Below are 25,231 nucleotides of genomic sequence, written 5' to 3'. Positions count from 1 at the left end.
ACCGATTTCTTTGTCGTTTGCTTTGATTTGCTACACAATAAACCTAAAATTACTTAGATTAACAAAAGCGAGGTTTCAGGAATTAAAGCGATATGCAGTGAATGGGATGATGCATTGGATGGCTAAGCTGAGTTGTAGCTGACTGGTGCGTAGTTCCTATAAGTACATCGCGGCCTGATATGGGCAGGATTAGCAAGTTTTTTCTGCTATTTGGCCGGTTCTTTTTAAAATAAAATCGAAAAATAGAGAGTGGGTTTCAAGAAACATTTTGAATGTTCTGCAGTCGGTTCTTCGTTATTTTCAGATAAAAAACCGCCCCAAAATACGGGGCGGTTTCCTTTTAATTTTACTTTTTGACAAACTTCTTTTGAATCGCTTTATTGCTTGTTTGCACTTTGATTATGTAGACCCCACTATTTAGGTTTTGTACATTTATTTTATGTACAATAGCGGAACCTGAAGGTAATTGTTGCGAATAGACAATTTTGCCGGTTACATCGCTGATTGATAGAAAAGAATTTTTATCAAATGTGTTTTCTATTTGCACATTAAGCCATTCTGCAGCTGGATTGGGATAAATTTTAATTGCGTCTGCTTCGGTAAAAAATTCTTCATCTATTCCAATTGTTTGACTTAAGCAGCTGGAATTTCTGGTTACTTGTCCTCTGATCTCCCCGTTGGGATGAGCCATGGTATGTACATTGACATACACGCTGTCGTGCCTGAATTGTATGGAGTTTTGAAGTGTAAAAGGCATCTGGTCAGAACTTTTCCAAAATCCAAAAGCACCGTTGTTCATCCAAAGTGGGGTAATATCAAAAATAACAGGGCCATTTTGACCTGCCACACCTTTGTGAAAGTGTATTGCGTTGCTCTCCAAACCATGGGATACAATCATAAAATGAGCATTGTCTTGATTGCGATCGATTGATACTATCCCTGTGCCAAATGCAGAAGTCATAACCGGGGGCACCTCCTGCATGCCATCCAAAGAAATGGTGTACCCTTCTCTTGCCACCCGGTATACCTGACCTCTGATTTCACCGGAAGGATGTGCAGCTGTATGAATGTTAATGTAGATATCTCCGACTAGTAATTGGTTGATAAATGCATTGGAAAGAGCAGCACCTGTCACCATTCCTGAAATTCTGTTGCCCATTATTGAGGATGTGAGGTCGACAGCTACTGGTCCATTACTTCCCATGGGAGCATTGTGAAAATGCGCGCTGGTAATGGGACCGCTCAAACCGTCCGCAACGATGTCATACCACAATGTATCTAAGGTAGTGTTTAACATCACTGTGGCCACTCCTTTGGCATTGGTAGCAACGGGTGGCACTTCCTGCATTCCGTCAATGATGGCATCGAAGTACAAATACCTCTTTTCATTCATCAATTGGCCCCTGATTTCACCTCCGGGATGCATGTTTGTGTGAACATTGATATAAATTTTTGATGACATCAGGCTGTCCAGTAACATCTGAGAGGGATTGTTAATGACCCCGCTAATTACATTGCCGTTGATATTGGAGGTTAGATCTACTGCAACACCCCCATTAACACCAATAGCACCATAATGCAGATGCGCAGCGGTGATGGGGCCACTCAGATTTTGTGTTACAATTTGATAGGTAATTTTTGACAAGTCTTTTGACAAATTAAAAAAGCCGACTCCGTATGCCGGGGTCATGACCGGTGGCACCTCCTGACTGCCATCCAATTTGGTGGAAAACGCCCAGTCTGTCTCCAGATAAATTTGTCCTCTAATTTCTCCGGCCGGATGAGCGGCTGTATGTACATTTATGTAATACTTGCCACTTAGTAATTTTGAAATGGTTTGCTGGGTCAGTTGCATTCCGGTTAAAATAGTGGAAATTCTAAATCCGGAAACAAAAGGTGTAAGGTCTATTACTACCGGTCCATTCATCCCCGGGTCACCTTCATGGATATGAATCCCTGTAATGGGGCCGCTCAACCCGGTAACTGTAATGTCGATACATGCCGTATCGCGCGTGGAATTAAGCAGAATGCCGGCCACCCCCAACGCATTGGTACTTACTGCCGGCACTTCCTGAGAACCATCCAGTTTTGCTGACATTAGCAGTTTTTCGGTGAGATGGCCGGTTACTGCATTTAGAGCATTCAGCAACATTCCAATTGCTAAAGAAAAGAGTTTTTGCTTTTTCATTTTTTTGATTTTTGAATTTCAGTAATACCTACGGATAAAATCAGATTTTGGATTACTGATGATATGTTTTTTCAAAAATTTTATAGGGCACAAGAACAGGAGCACATGTGGTAATTGCTGCTCATACATTCTAAAATTGGCTGGATACGGAACAATTGCTGTCCATGAAAAACAAACCAGTTGGAAAGGAAATCTGGGCTTTGTCCTGCTGTAGAATGGATGTTAAATAGAAGTGTTTCTTAAATAGTGCCTATCACATACATGGCTTCGAGCGTGGGCACCTGACTACCACCTTTTTTTTCCAATGTAATGGCAAAAGCATCTGCATCTTTGAAGCTTTTCATTTTCTGGACATTTAAGGCAGAAACCTCTTCTATGAGTCCTGCATCGAAGGGGCGCCCATCTACCAATGCCCACAGCTGAAATTGCTTGTCTTCAGGTGGCTGTGGCAGGTTATTGATAGCTACGTAAACTTCCTGCGAATTTTTGTTCCAGTATACGGTGGCAAGGGCCTCTGGTTGGATGCTGGTTCCTCTGAGCACAACTTTTTCTGTAAAGGGATCGAGCAGAAAATCAAATTGAGATCGGACCAGGGTGTATGCTTCTTTCTGCGCCTGTAGTTCTTTTTGATACAATTTTGATTCTGTTTCCAGCAGGGCAAATCGGTTGTTAGTTTCTTTTAGCTGGCTGTGCAGATACAAGCTGTATAGCAAAAGACCCGTGAATACAAACAGAACGGACGCAGCGGCTATCCATTTTTTGTGTTTGACCATTATGGCGGTAAGGTTTCCGGAAGCGCCTTTGAAGTGTGGTTTTGCTGATTGTGCCGTTGGTGCCGTGTCGTTTTGGATGGATAACCAGATTTTTTCTTTAAGGCCCTCGGGAGGATTGACCTTGTACTGCTCGGCATACCGCTGCAGTGAATTTTGTATGAGAAAGATTTCTTCTTGTATCTCCGGATAACATCTGGCCAGACATTCTACTCCTTTTGCATCGGTTTCTGATGCACTTCCCAGAGCATAATCCTCAAGTATGCCAGATGATATAATAAGCTCTTTAAGGTTCATGGATTAATCGTTTAAAATTTCTTTTAAAATTTTTATAGCTTTCCTTATTCTCGATTTTACAGTGCCTATTGGCAAATTTAACTTTTCTGAAGCCTGTTCCTGTGTGTAGCCATAGATGTAAACGGTCTCAATTACATGTTGGTATTCGGGTTTTAGATTGGAAATTACGTCTCTTAGTCCTATGTGATCGGATGTTATTTCATCAGTTGGTATTTTCTGTATATGTACGAAATGATCATCCATTCGGATTTTGTCCTGATTTTTTTTTGAGCGTGTGTAGTCGATGGCTGTATTTCTTGCGATGCGAAGCATCCAGGTGAATAATGTTCCTTTTGATGCGTCGTATGCATCGATATTTTTCCAAATTTTAATAAAGGACTCTTGCAATACGTCTTGTGCGTTTTCTTCTGATTTTACGATTTTTAAGATGATACCGTATAAAGTCGGGGCGTACATCTCATATACTTGATTAAACGCACCTTGACTTTTGGTTTTCAGAGCTTGTGCCAAATCATCTTTTATGAATGCGGGTTTTAATGGCATTTTTTATCATTTAAAGTGAAATCTGTATGGGTGGCCTGATGGGCAAAGTTAATTGCATGAGTTTTTTATGCCTGTGGGCTTTCTGATGTTCTTGCTTTAAATCATTAAATCTGCAAGGAAATGCAAATACCAGGGTGTTTTTTTCGGATTACAGGATCCGGTTTTGCAGGTTGCCGGGACAATCTCTCCGGGAACCGATGTTTTTTGTCATTACTATGTGGGTGATTTTTTACACGGTTTCTGCCACTGATTGAGAGACGAAGCTTCTGAGGGCAGTGGCCGGCTCTGTATTGGTATCGATAGTAGAATGCACTGCAATTAAATCTGTACCTCATTGTTTTGAGCAAAATTTTTTGGGTGCGGGATGTTGGCGAACAGGGATATTTGCGCGCAGGGTGTTTGAATGGAATCAGGGAAGCATTTGTTCTTCAGTTCACTTTATGGACTTGCAGAACGAGCCGGGGAGGCTTAATGGACTTGCGCTCCCTGATGGCGAAAGTATCCTTTGACGGGATGCAAAATTTAGAGATAAAATTGTGTAGGACCGGTCAGAACCTCTTTAAAACATTTTTAAGCCTCGTGCGACGGTTTCAGCAGTAACAACGGTCAGGAAAGAGGTAACTTCCGTTGGATTGTTTTTCAGAATTCTAGTTTCAGGTTTTTTGATTTTCGAGCATTTGGACGGAGGATGGACGTGTCTGATGCGCCAGGGCGAAGGCGGATATGAGCCGCAGCGGGCGGGCCTGTGTGGCACACGGGCGAGGAGGCGGAGCGAGAGCAAGCCACCGCAGCCCGCTGTGCCACGCCCGATCCGCAAGGGGAATAGGAGCCGCAGACCGGCCCCCGGCCGCTCGCGGAAAGCGGCCGGGGGAGGCGCCCAAAAAAACATTACAGAAATTCGTATCCGATATCGCGCCGATAGTACATCTGCTCAAAAGTAATGTGCTCTATGGTGCTGTAGCTGAGCTGCAAGGCCTGGCGGATGTCAGGTGCAAGGGATGTGACGGCCAGTACACGGCCACCTGATGTGGTAAGTAGGTTTGCCTGGCGATTGGTACCGGCGTTGATGATGTGGGTGTCGCGTGGCAATGTGTCGGGCAACGTGATGGGAAAACCTCTCTGGTACGTGGAGGGATATCCGCCGGATACGACCATGACCGTGGCTGCTGCCTGAGCAGTGGCCAGGGCGGTACGGGAGGAGCCGAGTTGGCCGTTTGCTATGTCGAAACAGAGTTGGAGAAAATCTTCGTCGAGGCGAGGCAGAATGACTTCTGTCTCAGGGTCTCCGAGGCGGCAGTTGTATTCGATCAGATAGGGTTCGCCGGCTACGGAGATGAGGCCAAAGAAGATGAAACCTCGATACGGAATTTGCCTTTGCCGGAGGCCTTGCAGGGTAGGCTCGATGATGCGGGTAATGACTTTGTGGCGAAGTGATTCATTGAAAAAGGGGACGGGACTGATGGCGCCCATGCCTCCGGTATTGGGGCCGGTATCGCCCTCACCAATGCGCTTGTAGTCTTTGGCCTCGGGCAATAGGACATAGTGCGCTCCATCGGTGGCAATAAAGACGGAAAATTCAATCCCTGATAAAAACTCTTCAATGACCACACGCCTGCCTGCCTGCCCAAATTGCTCACCGAGAAGCATGGCATCGAGCGTATCGGTTGCTTCGGTGAGTGTGTGGCAAATGACCACACCTTTGCCAGCGGCCAGACCATCGGCTTTGAGCACATAAGGTGGGGTAAGGGTGTGGAGAAATTGCCGGGCTTCGTCTATTTGACGGGATTCAAATGCGCGATAGGCTGCTGTAGGTATGCCCATTGCTTGCATAAAATCCTTGGCAAAAGACTTACTGCCCTCCAGCATGGCTGCCTGGGCCACGGGGCCGCAAACAAGTATTCCCTCTGTGGACAGCCGGTCGGCAATGCCGTTGACCAGTGGCTCTTCGGGCCCTGCAATTACCAGATCGATTGAATGCTTGCGGGCAAAGCCGATGATGGAGTCGAAGTCGTTGTAACCAAAAGGCAGATTGGTGCCAAAAGCATGTGTGCCTCCATTGCCAGGTGCAATGAAAAGCTGGTGAGTTATGGTGCTTTGGGAGATCTTCCAGGCCATCGTATACTCACGGCCACCGCTACCCAGGAGGAGGATTTTTTTCATGAATGTCTTGATTTACTCTTTGATAAAGAGAGCTTTGAGCTCTGTAGCCTCTTCGGGTTTCATTTTTCCGGAGAGTATAAGGGCTAGCTGGCGCCGGCGCAAGGCTCCATCGTAGCGTTTTTTTTCAAGCTCAGTTTCGGGCTCCACAGGCGGTACCTGTATGGGATTGCCGAGCTGGTCTACGGCTACGAAGGTGTAAATGGCTTCGTTGGCTTTGATGCGTTCACCCCGTGCATTTTCTTCGATGAACACATCTACAAATACTTCCATAGACGAATAAAATGCACGGCTTACTTTGGCCTCGAGCGTCACAATACTGCCTTCGGGAATCGGATGCTGAAAAGAGACGTGATTGACAGAGGCCGTCACTACTATCCGCTTGCAATGACGATGGGCTGCAATGGCCGCACAGCGGTCCATCCAGCTCAATAGCTGGCCACCGAAGAGATTCTTGAGATTGTTGGTATCGTTGGGAAGTACCAACTCGGTCATGATGGTAAGGGATTCGGAGGGCTTTTTAGGCTTCATTCAAACTACTAATTGCCATGCAAATATCCGCCTGCAGCCTGAGGAAAAGCGCAAAAAGAAAGTAAATGTAGCAGGAGGCTACAAATACGGCGCGGAAAAGGGTAAGAATACACCGGATAAAAGCTTTGGGGCACAAGTATTTTGTAAAGGGATCGTGTATGATGTACACCGTTTGTAATTGATTGATAACAAAATTTTTAGCCCTTTGATGGGATTTGTTTGGCCACGGATTGCGATATTTGCCCAATGAGCAACTAATTAAATAAATCACCAAATATGTCAAAAACAAGAATTACCGTAGCTAAAGGAGATGGCATAGGTCCGGAAATCATGGATGCCACATTGAAAATCATCATGGCTGCCGGAGCTCAAATCGAAATAGACGAGATCGAAGTAGGTGAAAAAGTATACTTGTCGGGCAATACGGCTGGTATTTCAAAGGAAGCCTGGGATATCATCATCCGCAATAAGATTTTTTTGAAAGCACCCATCACCACCCCGCAGGGTGGAGGTTACAAATCTCTGAACGTAACCACCCGGAAAACACTTGGACTCTATGCCAATGTGCGCCCATGCCGAAGTCTTCATCCCTTTGTAGAGACCAAACATCCGGTGATGGACGTAGTCATCATCAGGGAAAACGAAGAGGACCTCTATGCCGGCATTGAGCACCAGCAAACCGACGAAGTGGTGCAATGTCTGAAACTCATAAGCCGCCCCGGAAGCGAGAAAATCGTGCGTTATGCCTTTGAATATGCCCGTGCTTACAACCGAAAAAAGGTAACCTGCTTCACAAAAGACAACATCATGAAGCAGACCGATGGACTCTTTCATAAAGTATTTGACGAAATAGGTGCTGAATATCCGGACATCGAAAAAGAACACTGGATTGTGGACATCGGTGCTGCAAAACTTGCCGATACCCCTGAAGCCTTTGATGTAATCGTAATGCCCAATCTGTATGGGGACGTGCTGTCGGATGTAGCTGCACAAATCACCGGCTCAGTAGGACTGGCCGGCTCGGCTAATATCGGCGATGAATATGCGATGTTTGAGGCCATTCACGGCTCAGCTCCCCGTCGCGCAGGTCAGAATGTGGCCAATCCCTCCGGGCTGCTGCAGGGTGCCATTCTCATGCTCATTCACATAGGACAAGGTGATGTGGCTGAAAAAGTACAAAATGCATGGCTCAAGACACTGGAAGACGGTATACACACCTACGACATCTACAAAGAAGGCATCAGCAAAAAGAAAGTAAGCACAAGCGATTTTGCAGATGCCGTAATCGAAAGGCTTGGTCAGAAACCACAAACCCTGAAACCCGTGAGCTTTAAGGCTGGCACTGCCTTCAAGCTGCCTAAATACGAACGCAAAGCACCGGCCAAGAAAGACCTAGTGGGTGTGGATCTCTTCGTACACTGGTCCGGATTCAACGCCAATGAAATCGGCAAGAAGCTGGAAACCCTCAACAAAGACAATGTTTATCTGGACATGATTACCAATCGCGGTGTGAAGGTGTATCCCGACGGGTTTGAAGCTACTTTCTGCACCGATCACTGGCGCTGCCGATTTAAAACCAACAATGGCCAGAACCTGACCAAGCACCAGATCATCGACCTGCTTACACGCGCAGAAGCGGCAGGTATCGATGTAATTAAAACAGAAAATCTGTATTATTTCAACGGCGAAAGAGCTTTCTCTCTAGGCCAGGGACAGTAATCGTTCCCACCTATAGCATGAATACACTGACCCGCTGCGAACCAGCGGGTCTTTTTATTCCAAATTGTTGATCGCACGGGCTATGTGTAAAAATTTTGCCCTTACCTCATGGTAATTTGCTGGATTAATGGCGTAGGTGCGTTCCTCCAATTGCCTCGGCAGCTCTATTCTGACTTTAGAGCCTCGGTCAGGAGTCGTTTTCCAATGAATTTTACCTTGAAAATATTGCTTCTCACTGTCCATGACAAAGGCCGTATATTCTTTTTTGCCAGGATGGTAGTAAACCTGCAGAGCGAAGTCACTGCCACCGTCTATTTCGTCAAACAGTACACCTAGATTCGTCATTTTTATTTGGCTTTTGTGTGCATCGATTAACCCCATGGCCTGAGTGAAGTTTCCCTTTCGGGTGAGCACAAGTATTTCAGCAGATAAATTTTCATTGGAGATACCGGTAGCATTCTGCCACTTTTTTATAAAATAGTAAGCACTGTCGGGCATTTTCAGCGTGTAAAGGTAGGTGCGTATCAAGGCGTCGTACGCACTGTTTTGGAACCCCGGAGTTTTGAATTTTGACAAATGCTGCAGCAGAAATGCCTTTCCCCTCCGGTAATCTTCCTGCTCAGCCATGGCCTGGTAGGCTAGCCAGTAGAGGCTTTCATCTCCCGGACGCAGCTTGATAAGCATTCTGTACTCAGCCTCGGCTTCGCGGTTTTTACCTAGTTGCAGGAGTATTCCGGCACGTGTCTTTAGATAGGTGTAATTTCGAAGGTCGTATTTAAGGGCCTTTTCGGTGTATTCCAGCGCTTCCACCCACTTCTCCTGCGCCAGAAGCACCTGTGCCATCTGCCAGTAGGCCTCTTCCGTGGTATATCCACGCTTGATGACCTTGTACAAGATGTCTTCAGCTTTTCCGGGATTTTTGTGCCTGAAATATGCATCCGCTACCAGCAGAGCTTCCTCTCCTCGAAGTGAATCGATCTTGTTGCCATAGGCCAGCAACCTGGAATATTGCCCGGCCGCATGCAGCCTGCTGATATCTTGTGCGCGTACCTTTGTGGACAATGAAATCAGATGAAAAAAACTTATAAAGCAGATGAATAATGAATTTCGCATCAACCTGGTACAATACGATATAGCCTGGCACGATATCGAAGGCAATCACGCCAAAATTCAAAAACTGTGCGAAGATATGCCCTTCTGTCATCTGCTGGTGCTCCCTGAGATGTTTAACACTGGCTTTAGTATGCAGCCGGCAACCTTTGGAAACCGAGCTGCACACGCCGGACTGGATTTTATGCACGAGCTCACTCAGGTGTATCGCACAGCCGTTTGTGGCTCCCTTATCGCAGAAGATAACGGCCGCTACTACAACCGGCTTTACTTCCTCACACCAGATGGCCAGGAGTACACCTACGACAAACGCCATCTCTTTACCCTGGCCGGCGAGCATCAGCACTATACAGCCGGGCGCCACAAGATCAGCATATCGTATCGGGGCTGGAAAATCCTGCCACTGATTTGCTATGACTTGCGATTTCCGGTCTGGTCGCGCCAATCACCTGAAAACCCGTATGACCTGCTGCTCTATGTAGCCAACTGGCCGCAGCGCCGTAGCCATGCATGGCGCACCCTTCTGCCAGCAAGAGCCATCGAAAACATGGCCTATACAGCAGGCGTCAACCGCGTAGGCTACGATGCCTCCGGGGTGTTTCACAGTGGTGACTCGGCTGTGTATGATGTGCTTGGCCAGCAAATCACTCAACCGGCCAGCGACACCGAATGCATTCTAAGCGCAACCCTCTCCCTGTCCGAACTGCGCGAACTCAGGCACAATCTCGGCTTTCTCAACGATGCCGATGCATTTTCCATACAGTGAAGTTTTTAAACTTTTGCCCATGATGTACCTTTATCTCTTAAAACAATCACTCCACATGCATCGCCTCCTGCTCCCAATAGTGTTGATGATATCCGCTTGCAGCAGCAAATCCATCGATAGCCTACCGGAAGAAGACCTACAGGTGATTTACTACCTCGATACCCTCGAAGCCCAGATAGCCGAAGCAAAAAAAATAGCCAGACAATACAATCCCGAGCGCATGAAAACCATCCTGGCTGAATTGGAAGTGTACTACCAGCACTTCAAAACCAGCCCCAGGCAATACTCGCGTGAGTTCTTTATTTACGACCTCTCAGGCCTTGAAGACACTCGCCGTACGCTCACCAAATCCCTACCCGAATATCAAAAAATCATCCACGAACTTGACTTCAACGAAAAACAGATAAAAGCACTAAAAAACATGATTCGTTCAGCCGATTCGCTTAACGATACCCTCCGCATGTACATCGACCACGAATCGATCGCCATGCAGGAAACCATGACCAAATTTTACAAACGCATTCGAAACCCTCTAAACTACAAAGACAAATGGCCCGAACTGAAACGCAGACTCGACAGCGCCATGCAATACGACCTCCAAAATCCATTGCCTTGAGAACCCTTTTGATATCAATAGTCTCAGCAGTCACCGTACAAACAGCTGCACAAAATCCACAGCTGGCCGATACCTATTTCGAAAATAAAGAATACGACAAAGCCCTGGCCGAATACCGCGAACTCTACAAGCGCAGTCCACAGCGCCTTTTTTACCTGCGGATGTATCAGTGCCACCTCGAGCTCAAAGAATACAAGGAAGCCGCCACCCTCGCCGAAAAACACCTCCAACGCACCAACGAACCCGAAGGCATTTACCTGGCTGACGTCGCATTTGCCAAAGCCAGGATGGGCGACTCAAAAGCCGAGTCGAAAATCATCAACCGAATCCTCGAATCCATCGCTAAAAATCCCCAAAACGCCTATCAGGTAGGTCAGGCCCTCAGCGACAAAGGATACTTCGAAGCCGCTCTGCGCACCTATGAAATCGCCGAAAAAGCCAATCCTTCCTTCAACTTCACCTACCAAAAAGCCCTCCTCTACGCAGACCTCGGCCAACTCGAAAAAATGTACGATGCCTACATCGAAATCCTCGAACGCACTCCCTCCATGGCTCCGACCATCAAAAGCCTACTGGCACGCGCCATGGCAGCCGAAGGTGGTGAAGACGACCTCTCCTACATTGCCTCCCACCTGTACACACGCGCCTTTCAGCTCAAAAACCCTGTAATGGCCGATGTACTTACCTTTATCTACACCGAAAAAAACGACTACCCATCAGCCCTCGCCTTTCTGAAAGAATGGCACCAACGCACCGAATTTGGCACCATAGGCGAAATTTACCAACTCGCCCTCCATGCCATAAAACAACAAGATTATCACCACGCCATCGACGCCCTCACCTGGGTGCTCAGCCATACCACCAACGCCAGCTACCTCCACCGCGCCACCCTTGCCTTGCATGAAGCACGCGCCCGTCAGGCACTTGACCCCCAGTGGCCCCTCTCACACGTTCAAACCATCATCGACGAAAACCAAAAACTCCTGCAAACTCAGGGCCTTAGCTTCAACACCTCCTCACTGGCCGAAGCAACCGCCAAACTCATGGCCCAACGCACCGGACAAAAAACCCAGGCCCTCGAACTCATTGAAAGCCTCGTAAAATTACCCGGCCAACCCGCCGACGAAAAAGCCCGACTCCTCATGCTCAAAGGCGACATCTACCTCTCCATGAAAGAACCCATGATCGCCATCGTAGCCTATGCAAGAGCCGAAGAAATCGCCGAATCCGAAACCTTAAAAGACAACGCCAAACTCGCACGCGCACGCGCCATCTACTACAACGGCGATATACCCTGGGCTCTCGAAATATTTGAAATCCTCCAGGAGAGCACCTCCAAACCTACCTCAAACCAGGCAAGCTACTACGCCTCCAAAATAATGCTCAATTCAGGAGGCGACACCACCTACGAAGCCATGACCCTCTACGCCCACGCCGACATGTTCTACCACGTAGGCGAATATCAAAACACCCACAAAATCCTCGACTACATCATCAACACATACACCAACCACCCCATACAAGACGACGCCTATCTGCTCAAAGCCATGACCTACGAAGCCCAGGGCCACTACCAGCAGGCCGTAGAATGGTACGAACGCGTCTACACCATCTTCGGCTACGACCTCCTGGCCGACCAGGCCATCTACAAAGCAGCAGTCCTGCACCAGGAAAAACTCAACAACCCACGCCGGGCCATAGAACTACTCGAACTCATTGTCCTCGAATTTACCGATAGCTTCCTCCACCATCAGGCCCGCATGCGCCTGCGCACACTCCTTAGTCAAAACCCATCATGAAAAAACGATACATCTACAACGTCACCATCAACATCGACGACACCGTCCACGACGACTGGCTCCACTGGATGCGCACCAGACACATCCCCGATGTACTGGCCACCGGCATGTTCGACGAATGCAAAATATCCAAAGTCCTGGCCGACGACCCCCAAGGCACTACCTACGCCATCCAGTACATCGCCAAAGACCGCGAATCCCTTACCCTGTATCAAAACCTCTTCGCCCCGGACCTCCAAAACGAACATACCCAACGATACGCCGACAAATTCGTCGCCTTCCGCACCATCCTCGAAATCATCGACGAATTCTGAACCCACTCACTCAACACTCCAAAAACAAAATACTTCCTTTAGAACCTTGGGCGCCTCCCCCGGCCGCTTCCGACCGGCGGCCGGGGGCCGGTCTGCGGCTCCTATTCCCCTTGCAGGCAGGCCTGGCACATTGGGCTGCGGTGGCTTGCTACCGCTCCGCCTCCTCGCCCGTGTGCCACTAAGCCCGCCTGCTGCGGCTCATATCCGCCTCCGCCCTGGCGCATTACCCCACTGTACATACATCCCACAACAAAATTTACCTCCTAAACACACCAATGAAAATTAGTTTCAATATTTGCACGTAGAAAAGCTCCTCCTTATGTCAGCAGATATCGATTTCCTATGGGACCTGCATTCAGCATTTGAATTTTCCAACAGCATCGGAAACTCCAATCACCTGCACGATATGCTCTCCCAAAGCCTCGCCCCCCTGGTAAAAATACTCAGACTCAACAATGCACTCGTCCTAAAGCACCATCTACCCGAAAATCAAATCAAAGTATTCTACTCCGTAAAACCCTACGACGACCAGCCACATATCGCCCAAGCCATCCAATGGACCACCAACCTGATTAAAAACCCAACCCATACGTTCAAACACCATCTTCCCACCAAACCCGGACAAATCAACCCACAAACCACCATCTGGGAACTCAACGACTACGGTTTTCTGTTGCTCTCTGCCGACACCCTTAGCCACTCCGACAACTTTGTCAAATCCCTCTCCATCCCCCTTCAAAAACTAGCCCTTGCCTGTCGCAACTGCGAACTTTTCGAAGAACTCGAAAACGAAAAAAAACGCTTCAAGTCCCTCTTCGACTCATCCACCGCCATAACCGCCCTTGTCGATGAAAACGGACAAATACTCAATTGCAACAATAAGTTCAAAACCTTGGCCGGCGACTCCGCCCATCTGATTCAAAAAGCATCCATCGACCAAATCAACTTCATCAACCCCAAAGAAGACAAAAAGCTTCTCTTAAGCACCCTGCAAAAAGCCCTCAACACACAAAAAAAACAACACCTCCACATACAATCAGGGTATGATGACAAAATATACCACTTTGACCTGACCATCACCCCAATCCTTTACGAAGACTCCCATACCAAAGCCGCCTTAGTAGAAGCCTACGACGTAACCCCCATCTACAACCTTCAGCACGAATTGGAACGCGAAAGCAAACTGCTGAAAACCGTCATCAGCCTGATCCCCGACGCAATATTTGTAAAAGACAGCAATGGCCGGAGAATTATCTCCAATGCCAAAGATGCCGAATTTGCCGGACTCGACAGCATCGATGCCATGATTGGCAAAACAAACGACGAAATTTATCCATCAGAACATGCCTCCATCTTCAACGAAGACGACCACCAGGTACTGAACGAGGGCACACCCATCATCGATCAGGAACATTTTCTCATCAACAACAAAGGAAGAGCCTTCTGGCTACAGAGGTCTAAAGTCCCCCTCAAAGATGAAAACGGCCTGATATATGGACTAGTAGGCATCAGTCGAGACATCTCACAAATTAAAGAACTCATAAAAGACCTTAAATACCGGGCAGACTTTGAAATGTTGCTCGTCGAGCTCTCTGCCAGCTTCATCAATTCCATTCAGGGAGAGCTGGACGAAAAAATTAACCTGGCCCTGGAACGGGTAGGCCGCTTCTGTGAAGCCGACCGCGTCTATGTATTCCAGTACGACGAACCCGGTAAAGTAATGAGCAACACCCATGAATGGTGTGCCGAGGGCATCTCCCCTGAAAAAGATAACCTCCAGATGATACCCGCCGACCTCATTCCACAGTGGAATGAAAAACTGCAAAACCTGGAAATCATCCACATTCCCGATGTAAAAAACCTCCCCGATGACTGGCAAAGCGTAAGAGAAATCCTCGAGCCACAAGGCATTCAATCCCTGGTAGTAGTCCCACTTGTAGTCAATGAGCGTCTCATAGGTTTTGCCGGCTTCGATGCAGTTCGATTCAAGCGCACCTGGAGTGAAGAAGACATCCGCCTGCTAAGAGTCTTTGGCGACCTGATAGCCGTAAGTCTTCACCGAAAATGGACCGATGAAAAAATTCTCAAATACAACAGCACCCTCGAAAAAATCAACAATGAACTCAATCGCTTCGCCTACATCGTAAGCCATGACCTGAAAGCACCCCTCAGAGCCATCAACAATCTGAGCGAATGGATTGAAGAAGATATCGGCGATAAACTCGAAGGCGAAACCAGAGAACAATTCAGACTACTCAGAGGTCGGGTTCGTCGACTCGAAGACCTCATCAACGGCATTCTCGAATACTCCAGAGTCGGTCGCATACGCTCCCGGGTAGAGAGCTTCTCAGCCAACACCATGACCAAAGACCTCGTCGCAAGAATGAATTTTCCACCTCATGTTGAAATCACCATTCAAGAAGATGAAATTTCCCTGTTTTCAGAAAAAGCAGCCCTCGAAAAAGTTATGGCTCACCTCATTTCCAATGGAGTAAAATACAACGACAAGGAAACCCCGAAAATCCGGATTCAGTGGATTGACCACGGAAAGGAATTAGAATTTGTCATCACTGACAACGGCGAAGGCATACATCCCGATTTTCATGAAAAAATCTTCCTTATGTTTCAGACCCTCAAGGCCCGTGATGAGGTTGAAAGTACAGGTGTGGGGCTGGCCATCGTTAAAAAAATTGTAGAAGACAAAGGGGGCCGTATCTGGGTAGAATCAGAAGTTGGCAAAGGGTCTTCTTTCCACTTTATCTGGCCAAAATACGAGAAAAAAGAAACCTTGTTAAATGTATGAAAACCTGGCTGAAGTTAAGTTCCATCTCATCTTTTCTCCTGATGCTTTGCAGTTGTGCCACCCTGTTTTCTTCCTCTACCTATCCCGTTCATATCACCTCTTCCCCTTATAACGTTTCTTTTGATGTCTACGACAGGTTTCAGAACCGCATTCACACTGGCAGAACACCCGAAATGATTTATGTCTCCTCCTCATACCTGCCCTTTATCAGACAGAAATACACCGTGCTGGTCAACGACCCTGATTTTGAAAGTCAGATTAAGCAAATTACGTTTCATCTGGATGGATGGTATCTGGCCAATTTACTCTTTCCACCTTTAGCCCCTATTTCACTCTTGGTCATTGACCCACTTTCGGGTGCCATGTATACCCTTGATAGGCATTGCAGAGTACTCGATTTTCAGCTAAAAAACACAACCATCCGGTCTGAAAAAAACTATGCACCTCTCGATTCAACCTCTTTCGTATATCCATGAAGCCAGTAAAAAACATCATTTGGGACTTCGGAGTCGTACTTATCGATTTAAATTTTGACCTGTTTCACAAAAAATGCCGTGATTATGGTATAAAATCGGATATTCATATTCTGAACACCCACTTTTCGCACCTCTTCGAAAAAGGCCTCATCGATGAACACACATTCTTCCGCGAAGTCAAACTTTTATTTCCAGGATGGGTCAGCATTTCCACCATTAAAGAAATCTGGAACTCACTGATAGACCATATTCCCACAAAAAAGTTGGCCTTGCTGCACAAACTGAAAAAAAGAGGCCTTAATCAGGTGCTCTGTTCAAACACAAACCTCACCCACATTCGGCATATCTGGGAAAAACACGGTCCATTTACCTCTGCGTATTTCAAAAAAGCTTTCCTTAAACTGTATTTCAGCTACGAACATCAGACCCGAAAACCCGAACCTGAATTTTTTTATTTAATTCTGAACGAAATGAATTGGAAAGCTGATGAAACTCTTCTAATTGACGACAACGAACAAAATATCTCCACCGCCAACTCTTTGGGACTTCAGGTCCTTCACTACACCTCTCCCCAAAGTCTTAGATACTTTGACAAAGCTCAACCAAAACCCCATGAGCATCTCTCGGATGAACAAAACAAATAAGCTTGTTATCTGCTCCTTTTTTCGGGTGCTCATTCAGCAAAGTAAATCCCGAATTTCTCAATCGGTCCATCTCTTTGTAGATGTCTTCTACCTCGTAGGCCACATGATGTATTCCTTCCCCCCTTTTTTCGATGAATTTTGCAATCGCACTCTCGGAATTCAGTGCCTGCAACAATTCTATTTTATTAACACCTGCCAGGAAAAATGATGTGAGTACTCCCTCCGAAGCAACTTCCTCTCTTTTATATGGGCTGGTTCCAAGAAGCTGCGTATATCGTTGCTCTGCTTCAGTGAGGTTTTTTACAGCTATGCCAATGTGTTCAATTTTTCCAAACATTGTGGTTGATTTTAAAAACACGAAAATAAAACTTTGAACTCCATTAGACTGCCTTTGTACTACGGATATAATGTGCATTTGGCCGGGCATTCATTTCTTCTCCTGCCTCAGCGAGCACTGCTATGGCCCAAATATCATATATTGATTATTGCAGATGCACATATTGGAAAAGTTACACATTTTCGCAAAGCAGGAGTAGCTCTGCCGGTGGATGCCATTCTAACTCAAATGACCAGGCTTAAAGAGCTTATCCGTAGCATTGAACCAAAACAGGTAATTTTCCTGGGCGATTTGTTTCACTCAGATGTGAATTCAGAATGGGAAATTTTTAAATCCGAAATCCTCAGTTTAAATCGTACATCGTTTATTCTGGTCAGAGGTAATCACGACATTCTCCCTTCCGGACAATATTTATCAGCTGGATTGAAAATCTGCGATATATTTTCAACAGACGGAATCACTTTTGTCCATCAGGCCACCGAAGAGGTCTCAAAATTTGAAATTTGTGGTCATATGCACCCGGGCTACCTGCTTAAGGGAAAAGGAAAACAATCGGTACGACTCCCCTGTCTCTACAAAACAAACAACAAAGCCATACTACCGGCATACGGAGATTTTACAGGACTTTTCAACATTCAGCCCTCAACTGGTGAGGAGGTCTATCTAATTGCAAAAGACAAGATTATTCCCATTACTTTTTAATCCAAATTACATGGATACAACCCTCTCAGCAATTCTCCTCAAATGCAGAAATCAGATTCTGAGCAATCAGTTCGGCCGGTCGCCCCTCTATATGATGCCGTTCAATCATATGCACCAAGGTGCCGTCTTTGAACAGAGCAATGGAAGGTGATGAGGGCGGAAACGGCAGCATATACTCTCTCGCTTTTTTTACTGCCTCTACATCATTACCGGCAAATACCGTGATTAAATAGTCGGGTCTTTTGGCGTGTTGTACCGCCATTTTTACCGCAGGCCTTGCATTAGCAGCAGCACAGCCACATACCGAATTGACCACGACCAGTACTGTTCCTTTCTTATTTTTAATGTAGTCTTCTACTTCTTCCGCTGTTCTTGTTTCTGTAAATCCGGACTTAACCAGTTCTAAACGCATCGGGGCAATAAGCTCTTCAGGATACATACGATAATTTTTGGACAAAAATATGACATTTGGGACTGATTTAACCTGTCACCGATTCGTAGAAGTGGGGTTGATTCTGCGCTTTTTGCAATTCATTCAATATCTGCTTTATTTGCTCATCGTGCAGAAAACTTAATTCAAAACTCATTTCTTCTATCTCCCCTGAGTCTTCATATGCAATTACAAGCTTTTTTTTGAACATTCCCTCTTCCAACCTTACTTCGCGAATCATGTCTTTTTTCACAATTAGGTATTTGTCCAAGAAATCAAACATTGAAAAACCATTCTCAAACTCTATTATATCCGTAGTCGAATCCATCCTGAAGTATGGCCGGCCAAGAACCGCGTAAACCAAGACTATTAAAGCAGCAACTACGATAAAACTATATCCCCACAAGTATGGAATAGTGCTAAATGCTGCGCCAAAATATTCAGCAATAGAAAGTGCCGTGAGCACTAAAAAAGCTACTCTGAGCCATTTTACGTAATTTGGTGTGGTCGTTTTCATTGTCTGAAGAGGTTTTTATCCAATATGACCAAGCAGATGCCAAAGACCTTTCAGCACTTTATAATATTGATATACAAAAACTTATAAAATATTGCGGATTGGAATTATTCCTATTATGGGATTTATATTTCATAAATGGAAAGTGATCATCTTCTTAGTCTCAAAAAAAATTTTTTTAACAACTCTTCCGATTGGTTTTCAAATATTCCAGATACAACCTTGGTTTTTGGATGCAACAAACTACCATATCGACGGTATCCTCTCTTTGGGTCCGGAGCACCAAACACAACCTGTCCGATCTGAGCCCAATACAAGGCTCCGGCGCACATCACGCAAGGCTCCAGAGTGACGTACAGCGTACAGTTTTTCAGATATTTACTCCCTATCGCGTTGGAAGCCGCCGTGAGGGCAAGCATTTCTGCATGAGCCGTGACATCTTCCTGTAATTCAGTTTGGTTGTGCCCTTTAGCGATGATTACGTTCTGACTGACAATGACTGCACCTACCGGAATCTCGCCACTCTCAAATGCCTTATTTGCCTCATTCAGAGCTATGTTCATAAAATATTCATGGTCCAACATATTCGGTATGTTCTGTTTATTTTTGTCAGCATGAATGCGGTTCGAAAATTACTACTCTGGACTGCTCTGTCTATAGTACAGTTACATGCCGCCATACCGCATTTTCATTCAAATACACTACACCAGCATGATGCAGTCATCTTAACCGACCCAAACAGAGAGAATACAACCCTCTTATCCGTACTGGAAAAAATTTTTTCCTTCGACCAGGGGAAGGACCATCTTGAAGAATTCACGAAAAATAATTCCCTGCTTTTTTTCGTCTTTACACCATTTTTTTCCGATAAAAATCACTCCTTCAATCCGAGATATCTTTTTCAGGATAATAAATTACGGTATTGGCATCATTTCCATTACTTTAATGCTGGTATTTTCAGCAGCAAATCATTCCGAGGTCCACCCTTGTCCAAATAATCCTTTCTTTCTCAATTCTTTGATTCGGTAATTTCTTCATTTCATTACCTCGGAATTTTATGGTCAGAAAAATTATTTCTTATAGCGTTAACAATCCATTGTACGTATTTCTTGGAATAGTTCTGCTTACAGGCTGGGGCATCTGGTCTTTATTTAGGATTCCTCTTGACGCAGTCCCCGACATCACAAACAATCAGGCTCAGATAGTGACCTTTTCGCCAGCATTATCAGCCGATGAAGTAGAGTATTTCATCACAGCACCGATTGAGCGTAAGCTTGCCAACTTACCGGGAGTCAATGAATTAAGAAGTATCACCAGATATGGACTGAGTGTCATCACAGTGGTCTTTGAGGAAAACAGAGACATCTACACATGCAGGCAACTCATTGCAGAACAACTCAACATCCTCAGCGATGAAATCCCATTGGAGTACGGCAAGCCCGAATTGATGCCGATCACAACTGGCCTGGGCGAAATCTTTCAATATGTGCTGGTTATTGACCCTAAATACGAAAATGCATATTCCCTTTATGACCTGAGAACTATTCAGGACTGGATTGTCAAAAAACAATTAGCCGGAATACCCGGAGTCATTGACATTTCATCGCTGGGTGGCTTTGTAAAACAATATGAAATTGCCTATCATCCGGAAAAACTATCCCAACATGAAATTACCATCGATGATATCCGCACGGCAATTTTGGCTAACAATGCCAATGTAGGAAGTGGTTATCTGTCTTTCGGCAGTAATGCAGTGTATGTAAAAACGGATGGGTTGCTAAAAAACGAACAACAAATCAAAGATGTACCAGTAGCGCTGAAAAACAATATACCAATACAAATAAAGCATGTTGCAGATGTTCGTCCGGGACATGCACTCCGATACGGTGCATGTACAATGGACGGGAAGGGGGAAGTCGTTGGGGGTATTGTCTTAATGCTTAAAGATGAAAGTTCTTCCAAAGTACTGAAAAACATTCACGAACGAATAAAAAAAATAGAATCTACACTCCCACCAGGCATCACAATTTATCCTTTTCTGGACCGGTCGCATCTCATCCAAAGAACCATTACAACTGTGATTAAAAACTTAACTGAAGGAGCTTTAATTGTAGTTCTGATATTACTGCTTTTTCTTGGCAGCTACAAAGCTGCTTTAATCACAGCCAGTGTCATTCCCCTGTCCATGCTCTTTGCCTTCGGAATGATGAATGTATTTGGCGTATCAGCAAATCTAATGTCGCTTGGTGCCATTGATTTTGGAATCCTGGTCGATGGTGCAGTAATAATAGTTGAAGGTGTTATGCACCATTTCAACATTAGAAACAGCTCCCTTTCCATGGCAAACTTCAATATCAAAAAACAAGAAATTGCAACCATATCATCATCCATTTACAGCAAAGCATTTTTTGGAATCCTAATTATTCTACTGGTACTGTTACCTGTATTAAGTTTTGAAGGAGTAGAAGGAAAGATGTTTCAGCCAATGATCTTAACATTGTCGTTTGCTTTAATCGGTTCTTTAATTCTCTCAATGACTTATGTGCCCGTTGTATGTACCTTGTTTTTGCATCCCGATGATAAACATTTGAAATTTTCAAACATTTTTCAGAAAAAAATTGAATCCCTATACTCCCTCTTGCTTGAGAAGTCTTTTAGTAGAGGAAAAATAATCATTTTTATTGCTTTCTTATCATTTGTAGCATCAATTTTCATTCTGGTGAACCGTGGAGCTGAATTTGTTCCCAATCTGGAAGAAGGAAATTTAGCCTTACAGGTATTGATTGAACCAGGCTCGTCATTGGAATCAATGATAGCTACAACCACTAAAATAGAAAGTGTATTGCTCAACAATTTTCAGGAAGTCAAGCATGTTATTTCAAAAATTGGCTCTTCTGAAGTACCAACAGACCCAATGGCCATTGAAGAGGCAGATATCATGATAATATTACATTCAAAATCTTCATGGAAACACCGGGATAAAAATGAACTTGTAAGCGCTATGAAATCTCTCTTATCCGAAAGTTTCCCTCACATTCAAATGGAATTTTCACAGCCAATTCAATTGCGGTTCAATGAATTGCTTTCTGGAAATAAATCGGATATTTCTATAAAAATTTTAGGAGAAGACAGAGATGTGCTTAATTCAATATCAAAACAAGTGTTTTCATTCGCTAAAAACGTAAAAGGAGCGGCTGATGTACGCATTGAAATTAATACAGGACTCCCTTATCGCATTTATGAAATCAATAGACCTTTTGCGGCCATATCAGGTGTACGTGTATCAGATATCAATACTGCCTTACAATCATTCAGAGCTGGTATAGAAGTAGGACAATTTTATGAAAATGAAAAGAGATTTTCAATTGTAATTAGGTCAGCAGATACAACGAATAATGCATCGGTTCATTTCATTCCCATCAAAACTGCATATGGAAATTTACCCTTTTACCATTTTGTAAAAATCAGAGACCAAAACGGAACAAGACAAATTTCGAGAGAAAGGGGAATGAGAAAAGTAGAAATAGGCATTAATATAAGAGGGAGAGATGTAAAATCTGTAGTAAACGAAATAGAGAATTATGTAAAAAACAATGTAGAACTACCCCCAGGAGTACTCATTGATTATGGTGGTCAATTTGAAAATTTGCAAAGAGCCGTCAACAAATTAGAACTCATTCTTCCCATTGTAATTCTCATCATTTTATTTTTATTATATATTGCTTTCAACGATATTTCTATAGCCTTTTTGATTTTTTCGGTAGTTCCATTGGCCACTATAGGTGGGGTTTTTGCGCTGTTACTTCGAAATATGCCATTTAGTATTTCGGCATCCATTGGCTTTATTGCATTGTTTGGAATAGCAGTTTTAAATGGTGTTGTTTTAATGTCTGTTATTCAAAGAGAATTAAGGAATAATCCCGGGGAGAATATATATAAAGTTGTTCTTAAGGCGTGCATGCAAAGAGTCAGACCCGTACTTCTTACAGGTATGGTGGCTGCATTCGGCTTTTTACCAATGGCTCTTAGCACCTCTGCAGGAGCTGAAGTCCAGCGACCTCTGGCCTCAGTGGTTTTTGGTGGTTTAATCACTGCAACAATACTAACCCTTTTTGTCCTACCAAATACTTTTCTGGTACTAAAAACAATCAGAAAATTTATAAAGCATAAGTCATTTTTATTCACTGTAATTTTATCCATATTGTCTGGCAATTTTTCTCTAAATGCGCAACCAGAACAATTGGAAATATCACTCCATGAGGCAATAGAAATTGGTATGACAAATAACCTAAGTATCAAGAATTCTCTTATTCAAACTGAAATTTCAAGATTAGCAAAACTCACTGCGATTGATCCAGGCCCAACAACTATATCCTATACATACGGACAAATAAATTTTATCAACAACGATTATAATTTTGAAACATTTCAAAATTTAAACTCCATTACAAGACAAATTGCTAATTACAAGAGGGCGATAGTGGAGTATGAGTATACAAAAAATAATCAATTACTTGCCAGGAAAATATTGCGAAGAGACATTATAAATACATGGACAAATCTATTGTTTGCTAATTGGATTATGAATATATATAAACTGGAATACGAAAATGCCATAAACCTCAAGCAACAAATAAATTCATTAAAAAGTAATCAAGCCTTAAAACCAATAAATATATTGCTCATCGAAAACCAATTAAAAGAAATTTCTATTCGATATCAAACAGCTAAAAACAACGTATCTAGATATCAAAGTGATCTTAGAAAGATTTTATCACTACCGGCGGATATAGAAGTTATACCAAAAGATACTATTTTCAATCATCAACATGAGTTCGAAGCGTTACTTTTATCCGACTTATTTACAAAAGAAATAGAATTAAAAGAAATGTTAGCATATAGAGATATGAAGATAATGGAACAAATATTTTTCCCTGATATACAAATAGGATACTTCAATCAAAGTCTCGAAAAAGAAAGAGGATTTCGAGGAGTATACATTGGAATACAAATTCCCTTGGTTGCACATTCTGCTATAGCAAGAATTAAACAATCAAAACTTATGTATCTTATAGAGAAAAATAATGCTATTCAAAGAAAAATAGAATTAAGTAATGATTTGAAATTTTTGATTGATTCTTTTGAAAGACTATCAAAAGAAATTGAAGATTACTCAAAAAATCAATTAAATTACTCAATAAAATTAAAACAAACAGCATTATCCGAGTTTATAAATGGCTCTATTAGTTCTTTCGAATATGTGCAAGCTATTTCACAGATGATAAATACTGAAGTTACTTATCTACAGGTATTATTACAATATTATCTTTTAATAAATGAAATAAATTTTTTGTGCGATGAAAATTAGTTATTTTTTATTGCTTTTCATTACATTTCTATCGTGTAATAATCAATTGCAAAAAGAAAGACTTGATGGAGATGACAATGTCATAAAAATTGAAGAAACAGATTCGTTGTTTCTATCCAAAATTACTGTTACAAGTTTAGAAAAACAGAACTATTTTGATACACTAGAATTTATTGGTCTGATATCTGCACCCCCCCAAAGTATTCATTCTGTCTATTCCCTTATACCCGGATTTGTAAAAGAATTATCTGTTTACCAAGGTTCATTTGTTAAAAAGGGCGACGTGATATGTTATCTTTCACATCCTGATATTATGACCATTCAACAGGATTTTTTACGTGTCTATACACAATATCAAACGGATTCTTTGGAATATGTAAGACAATTAAAATTATTTAATGATTCTGCAACTTCTGCACGTACATTGGAAGTAGCTAAAAGCACCTTTTACAGTACAAGAGCACAACTTAAATCAATAGAAAAACTATTGATAGACATAAACTTAATTCCAAAAAATGTAAAAGATGGTAAAACCTATAGTCAGGTAGCAATTAAATCACCGGTAGATGGTTATATTAAAAGTATCTTTGTAAATTCAGGAGGTCTTGTACAACCAAATACACTTATGTTCAGTATACTGGATATACATCATGTTCACGTTGAATTGTTTGTAAATCTTGATATCTCAAAAAAAATAGACCTCAACGATACTCTAATAGTAAAGGACGCCAACGGCAATTTAGTAACATACGCTAAAGTGATTAATATCAGTCCGTTTATTGATGAAACATCAAAATTGGTCCATGTCCATTGCCATTTAACCGATACCAATTACGCATTTATTGTAGGCCAGCAAGTACAGGTTTTGATAAAAGGAGGTTTTCTAAAAGCATTTATACTTCCTAAGGAAACCTTGATATTCATTGACAATAAAAATTATATATTTATTAAAAAAGATGATAAAACGTTTGTCCTAAAAGAAATAAATCTAATCAAAAGAACATATAAAGACATTATTTTCAACACTATAGATGATGAGCAAACTATTAATAATGCTGTTGTAGAAGGAGTAGAAATTCTAAGAGCCAAACTTTTTGAAGAGAGCTGACTTATGAAAAGTTATTACTTTTGATTTAAATTAAATCGT

Annotated in this window: 21 protein-coding genes; 11 read left to right on the top strand and 10 right to left on the bottom strand. The window is 43.4% G+C overall.

The window, feature by feature from the left end:
- Nucleotides 1–346: 346 nt before the first annotated feature.
- The 5 genes from DES35_RS05775 to DES35_RS05750 all read right to left on the bottom strand — a co-directional run bounded on the left by DES35_RS05775 (nt 347) and on the right by DES35_RS05750 (nt 6,486).
- Nucleotides 347–2,188, bottom strand: coding sequence for a CHRD domain-containing protein (locus DES35_RS05775; RefSeq protein ID WP_037359317.1), 1,842 nt, complete (start codon nt 2,186–2,188; stop codon nt 347–349).
- Between the two features lie 239 nt (nt 2,189–2,427).
- Nucleotides 2,428–3,255, bottom strand: a complete 828-nt coding sequence (locus tag DES35_RS05770; RefSeq protein WP_114366089.1) for an anti-sigma factor — start codon at nt 3,253–3,255, stop codon at nt 2,428–2,430.
- A gap of 3 nt (nt 3,256–3,258) precedes the next feature.
- The gene (locus DES35_RS05765; protein ID WP_037359313.1) at nt 3,259–3,798 is read right to left on the bottom strand and encodes an RNA polymerase sigma factor; all 540 of its coding nucleotides are present in this window, start codon (nt 3,796–3,798) and stop codon (nt 3,259–3,261) included.
- Nucleotides 3,799–4,686: 888 nt separating this feature from the next.
- A complete protein-coding gene (purD, locus tag DES35_RS05755) occupies nt 4,687–5,958 on the bottom strand; it encodes a phosphoribosylamine--glycine ligase (protein ID WP_114366088.1) in 1,272 nt (423 codons plus the stop codon).
- A gap of 12 nt (nt 5,959–5,970) precedes the next feature.
- Entirely contained in the window at nt 5,971–6,486 is a 516-nt protein-coding gene (locus tag DES35_RS05750) for an acyl-CoA thioesterase (RefSeq protein WP_037359306.1), read from the bottom strand.
- Between the two features lie 276 nt (nt 6,487–6,762).
- On the opposite strand from DES35_RS05750, the gene DES35_RS05740 reads away from it, so the two are divergent.
- Nucleotides 6,763–8,205 (top strand): NADP-dependent isocitrate dehydrogenase, encoded by a 1,443-nt coding sequence (locus DES35_RS05740; RefSeq protein WP_037359301.1) that lies wholly within the window; start codon nt 6,763–6,765, stop codon nt 8,203–8,205.
- A 54-nt stretch (nt 8,206–8,259) separates the two neighbouring features.
- Here DES35_RS05740 and DES35_RS05735 read toward each other — a convergent pair whose 3' ends face one another.
- Nucleotides 8,260–9,267, bottom strand: a complete 1,008-nt coding sequence (locus DES35_RS05735) for a tetratricopeptide repeat protein (RefSeq protein ID WP_037359300.1) — start codon at nt 9,265–9,267, stop codon at nt 8,260–8,262.
- A gap of 31 nt (nt 9,268–9,298) precedes the next feature.
- Here DES35_RS05735 and DES35_RS05730 point away from each other — a divergent pair, with 31 nt between their 5' ends.
- From DES35_RS05730 to DES35_RS05700, 7 genes are all read left to right on the top strand, one after another.
- Nucleotides 9,299–10,081, top strand: a complete 783-nt coding sequence (locus tag DES35_RS05730) for an amidohydrolase (RefSeq protein ID WP_037359298.1) — start codon at nt 9,299–9,301, stop codon at nt 10,079–10,081.
- 55 nt (nt 10,082–10,136) lie between these two features.
- Nucleotides 10,137–10,697 carry a hypothetical protein gene (locus tag DES35_RS05725; RefSeq protein ID WP_125039398.1) on the top strand — a complete coding sequence of 187 codons (561 nt, stop codon included), beginning with the start codon at nt 10,137–10,139 and terminating at the stop codon, nt 10,695–10,697.
- On the top strand, nt 10,694–12,496 hold the full coding sequence (locus tag DES35_RS05720) for a tetratricopeptide repeat protein (RefSeq protein ID WP_037359294.1): 1,803 nt from the start codon (nt 10,694–10,696) through the stop codon (nt 12,494–12,496). Before DES35_RS05725 ends, DES35_RS05720 begins: the two co-directional genes overlap by 4 nt.
- Nucleotides 12,493–12,810 (top strand): DUF4286 family protein, encoded by a 318-nt coding sequence (locus DES35_RS05715; protein WP_114366087.1) that lies wholly within the window; start codon nt 12,493–12,495, stop codon nt 12,808–12,810. The genes DES35_RS05720 and DES35_RS05715 overlap by 4 nt, the downstream gene beginning before the upstream one ends.
- A 319-nt stretch (nt 12,811–13,129) precedes the next feature.
- A complete protein-coding gene (locus DES35_RS05710; protein WP_114366086.1) occupies nt 13,130–15,613 on the top strand; it encodes a PAS domain-containing sensor histidine kinase in 2,484 nt (827 codons plus the stop codon).
- The gene (locus tag DES35_RS05705) at nt 15,610–16,089 is read left to right on the top strand and encodes a hypothetical protein (protein ID WP_037359290.1); all 480 of its coding nucleotides are present in this window, start codon (nt 15,610–15,612) and stop codon (nt 16,087–16,089) included. Before DES35_RS05710 ends, DES35_RS05705 begins: the two co-directional genes overlap by 4 nt.
- Nucleotides 16,086–16,733: an HAD-IA family hydrolase gene (locus DES35_RS05700; RefSeq protein WP_051889339.1), complete on the top strand. Its 648-nt coding sequence runs from the start codon at nt 16,086–16,088 to the stop codon at nt 16,731–16,733. Before DES35_RS05705 ends, DES35_RS05700 begins: the two co-directional genes overlap by 4 nt.
- On the opposite strand, the gene mce is transcribed toward DES35_RS05700, so the two are convergent.
- Entirely contained in the window at nt 16,669–17,070 is a 402-nt protein-coding gene (gene mce, locus DES35_RS05695; RefSeq protein WP_037359287.1) for a methylmalonyl-CoA epimerase, read from the bottom strand. The genes DES35_RS05700 and mce overlap by 65 nt on opposite strands.
- A gap of 33 nt (nt 17,071–17,103) precedes the next feature.
- Between mce and pdeM the strand changes: the two genes are divergently transcribed.
- Nucleotides 17,104–17,772, top strand: coding sequence for a ligase-associated DNA damage response endonuclease PdeM (gene pdeM / locus DES35_RS05690; RefSeq protein ID WP_114366085.1), 669 nt, complete (start codon nt 17,104–17,106; stop codon nt 17,770–17,772).
- Nucleotides 17,773–17,797: 25 nt separating this feature from the next.
- On the opposite strand, the gene DES35_RS05685 is transcribed toward pdeM, so the two are convergent.
- The 3 genes from DES35_RS05685 to DES35_RS05675 all read right to left on the bottom strand — a co-directional run bounded on the left by DES35_RS05685 (nt 17,798) and on the right by DES35_RS05675 (nt 19,300).
- Complete coding sequence (locus DES35_RS05685) at nt 17,798–18,211, bottom strand: BrxA/BrxB family bacilliredoxin (RefSeq protein ID WP_037359284.1); 414 nt, start codon at nt 18,209–18,211, stop codon at nt 17,798–17,800.
- 40 nt (nt 18,212–18,251) lie between these two features.
- Nucleotides 18,252–18,719, bottom strand: coding sequence for a hypothetical protein (locus tag DES35_RS05680; protein ID WP_037359282.1), 468 nt, complete (start codon nt 18,717–18,719; stop codon nt 18,252–18,254).
- 146 nt (nt 18,720–18,865) lie between these two features.
- Nucleotides 18,866–19,300: a nucleoside deaminase gene (locus DES35_RS05675; RefSeq protein WP_114366084.1), complete on the bottom strand. Its 435-nt coding sequence runs from the start codon at nt 19,298–19,300 to the stop codon at nt 18,866–18,868.
- Nucleotides 19,301–19,773: 473 nt separating this feature from the next.
- Between DES35_RS05675 and DES35_RS05665 the strand changes: the two genes are divergently transcribed.
- Both DES35_RS05665 and DES35_RS05660 read left to right on the top strand, forming a co-directional pair.
- Nucleotides 19,774–24,084, top strand: coding sequence for a CusA/CzcA family heavy metal efflux RND transporter (locus tag DES35_RS05665; protein WP_114366083.1), 4,311 nt, complete (start codon nt 19,774–19,776; stop codon nt 24,082–24,084).
- Nucleotides 24,085–24,130: 46 nt separating this feature from the next.
- Nucleotides 24,131–25,192: an efflux RND transporter periplasmic adaptor subunit gene (locus DES35_RS05660; protein ID WP_160171984.1), complete on the top strand. Its 1,062-nt coding sequence runs from the start codon at nt 24,131–24,133 to the stop codon at nt 25,190–25,192.
- Nucleotides 25,193–25,231 lie beyond the last annotated feature (39 nt).

This window comes from Schleiferia thermophila, from assembly GCF_003337435.1.
Lineage (GTDB): Bacteria > Bacteroidota > Bacteroidia > Flavobacteriales > Schleiferiaceae > Schleiferia > Schleiferia thermophila.
The sequence above is the reverse complement of the archived record's forward strand: the minus strand, read 5'-3'. Positions and strand labels throughout refer to the sequence as shown.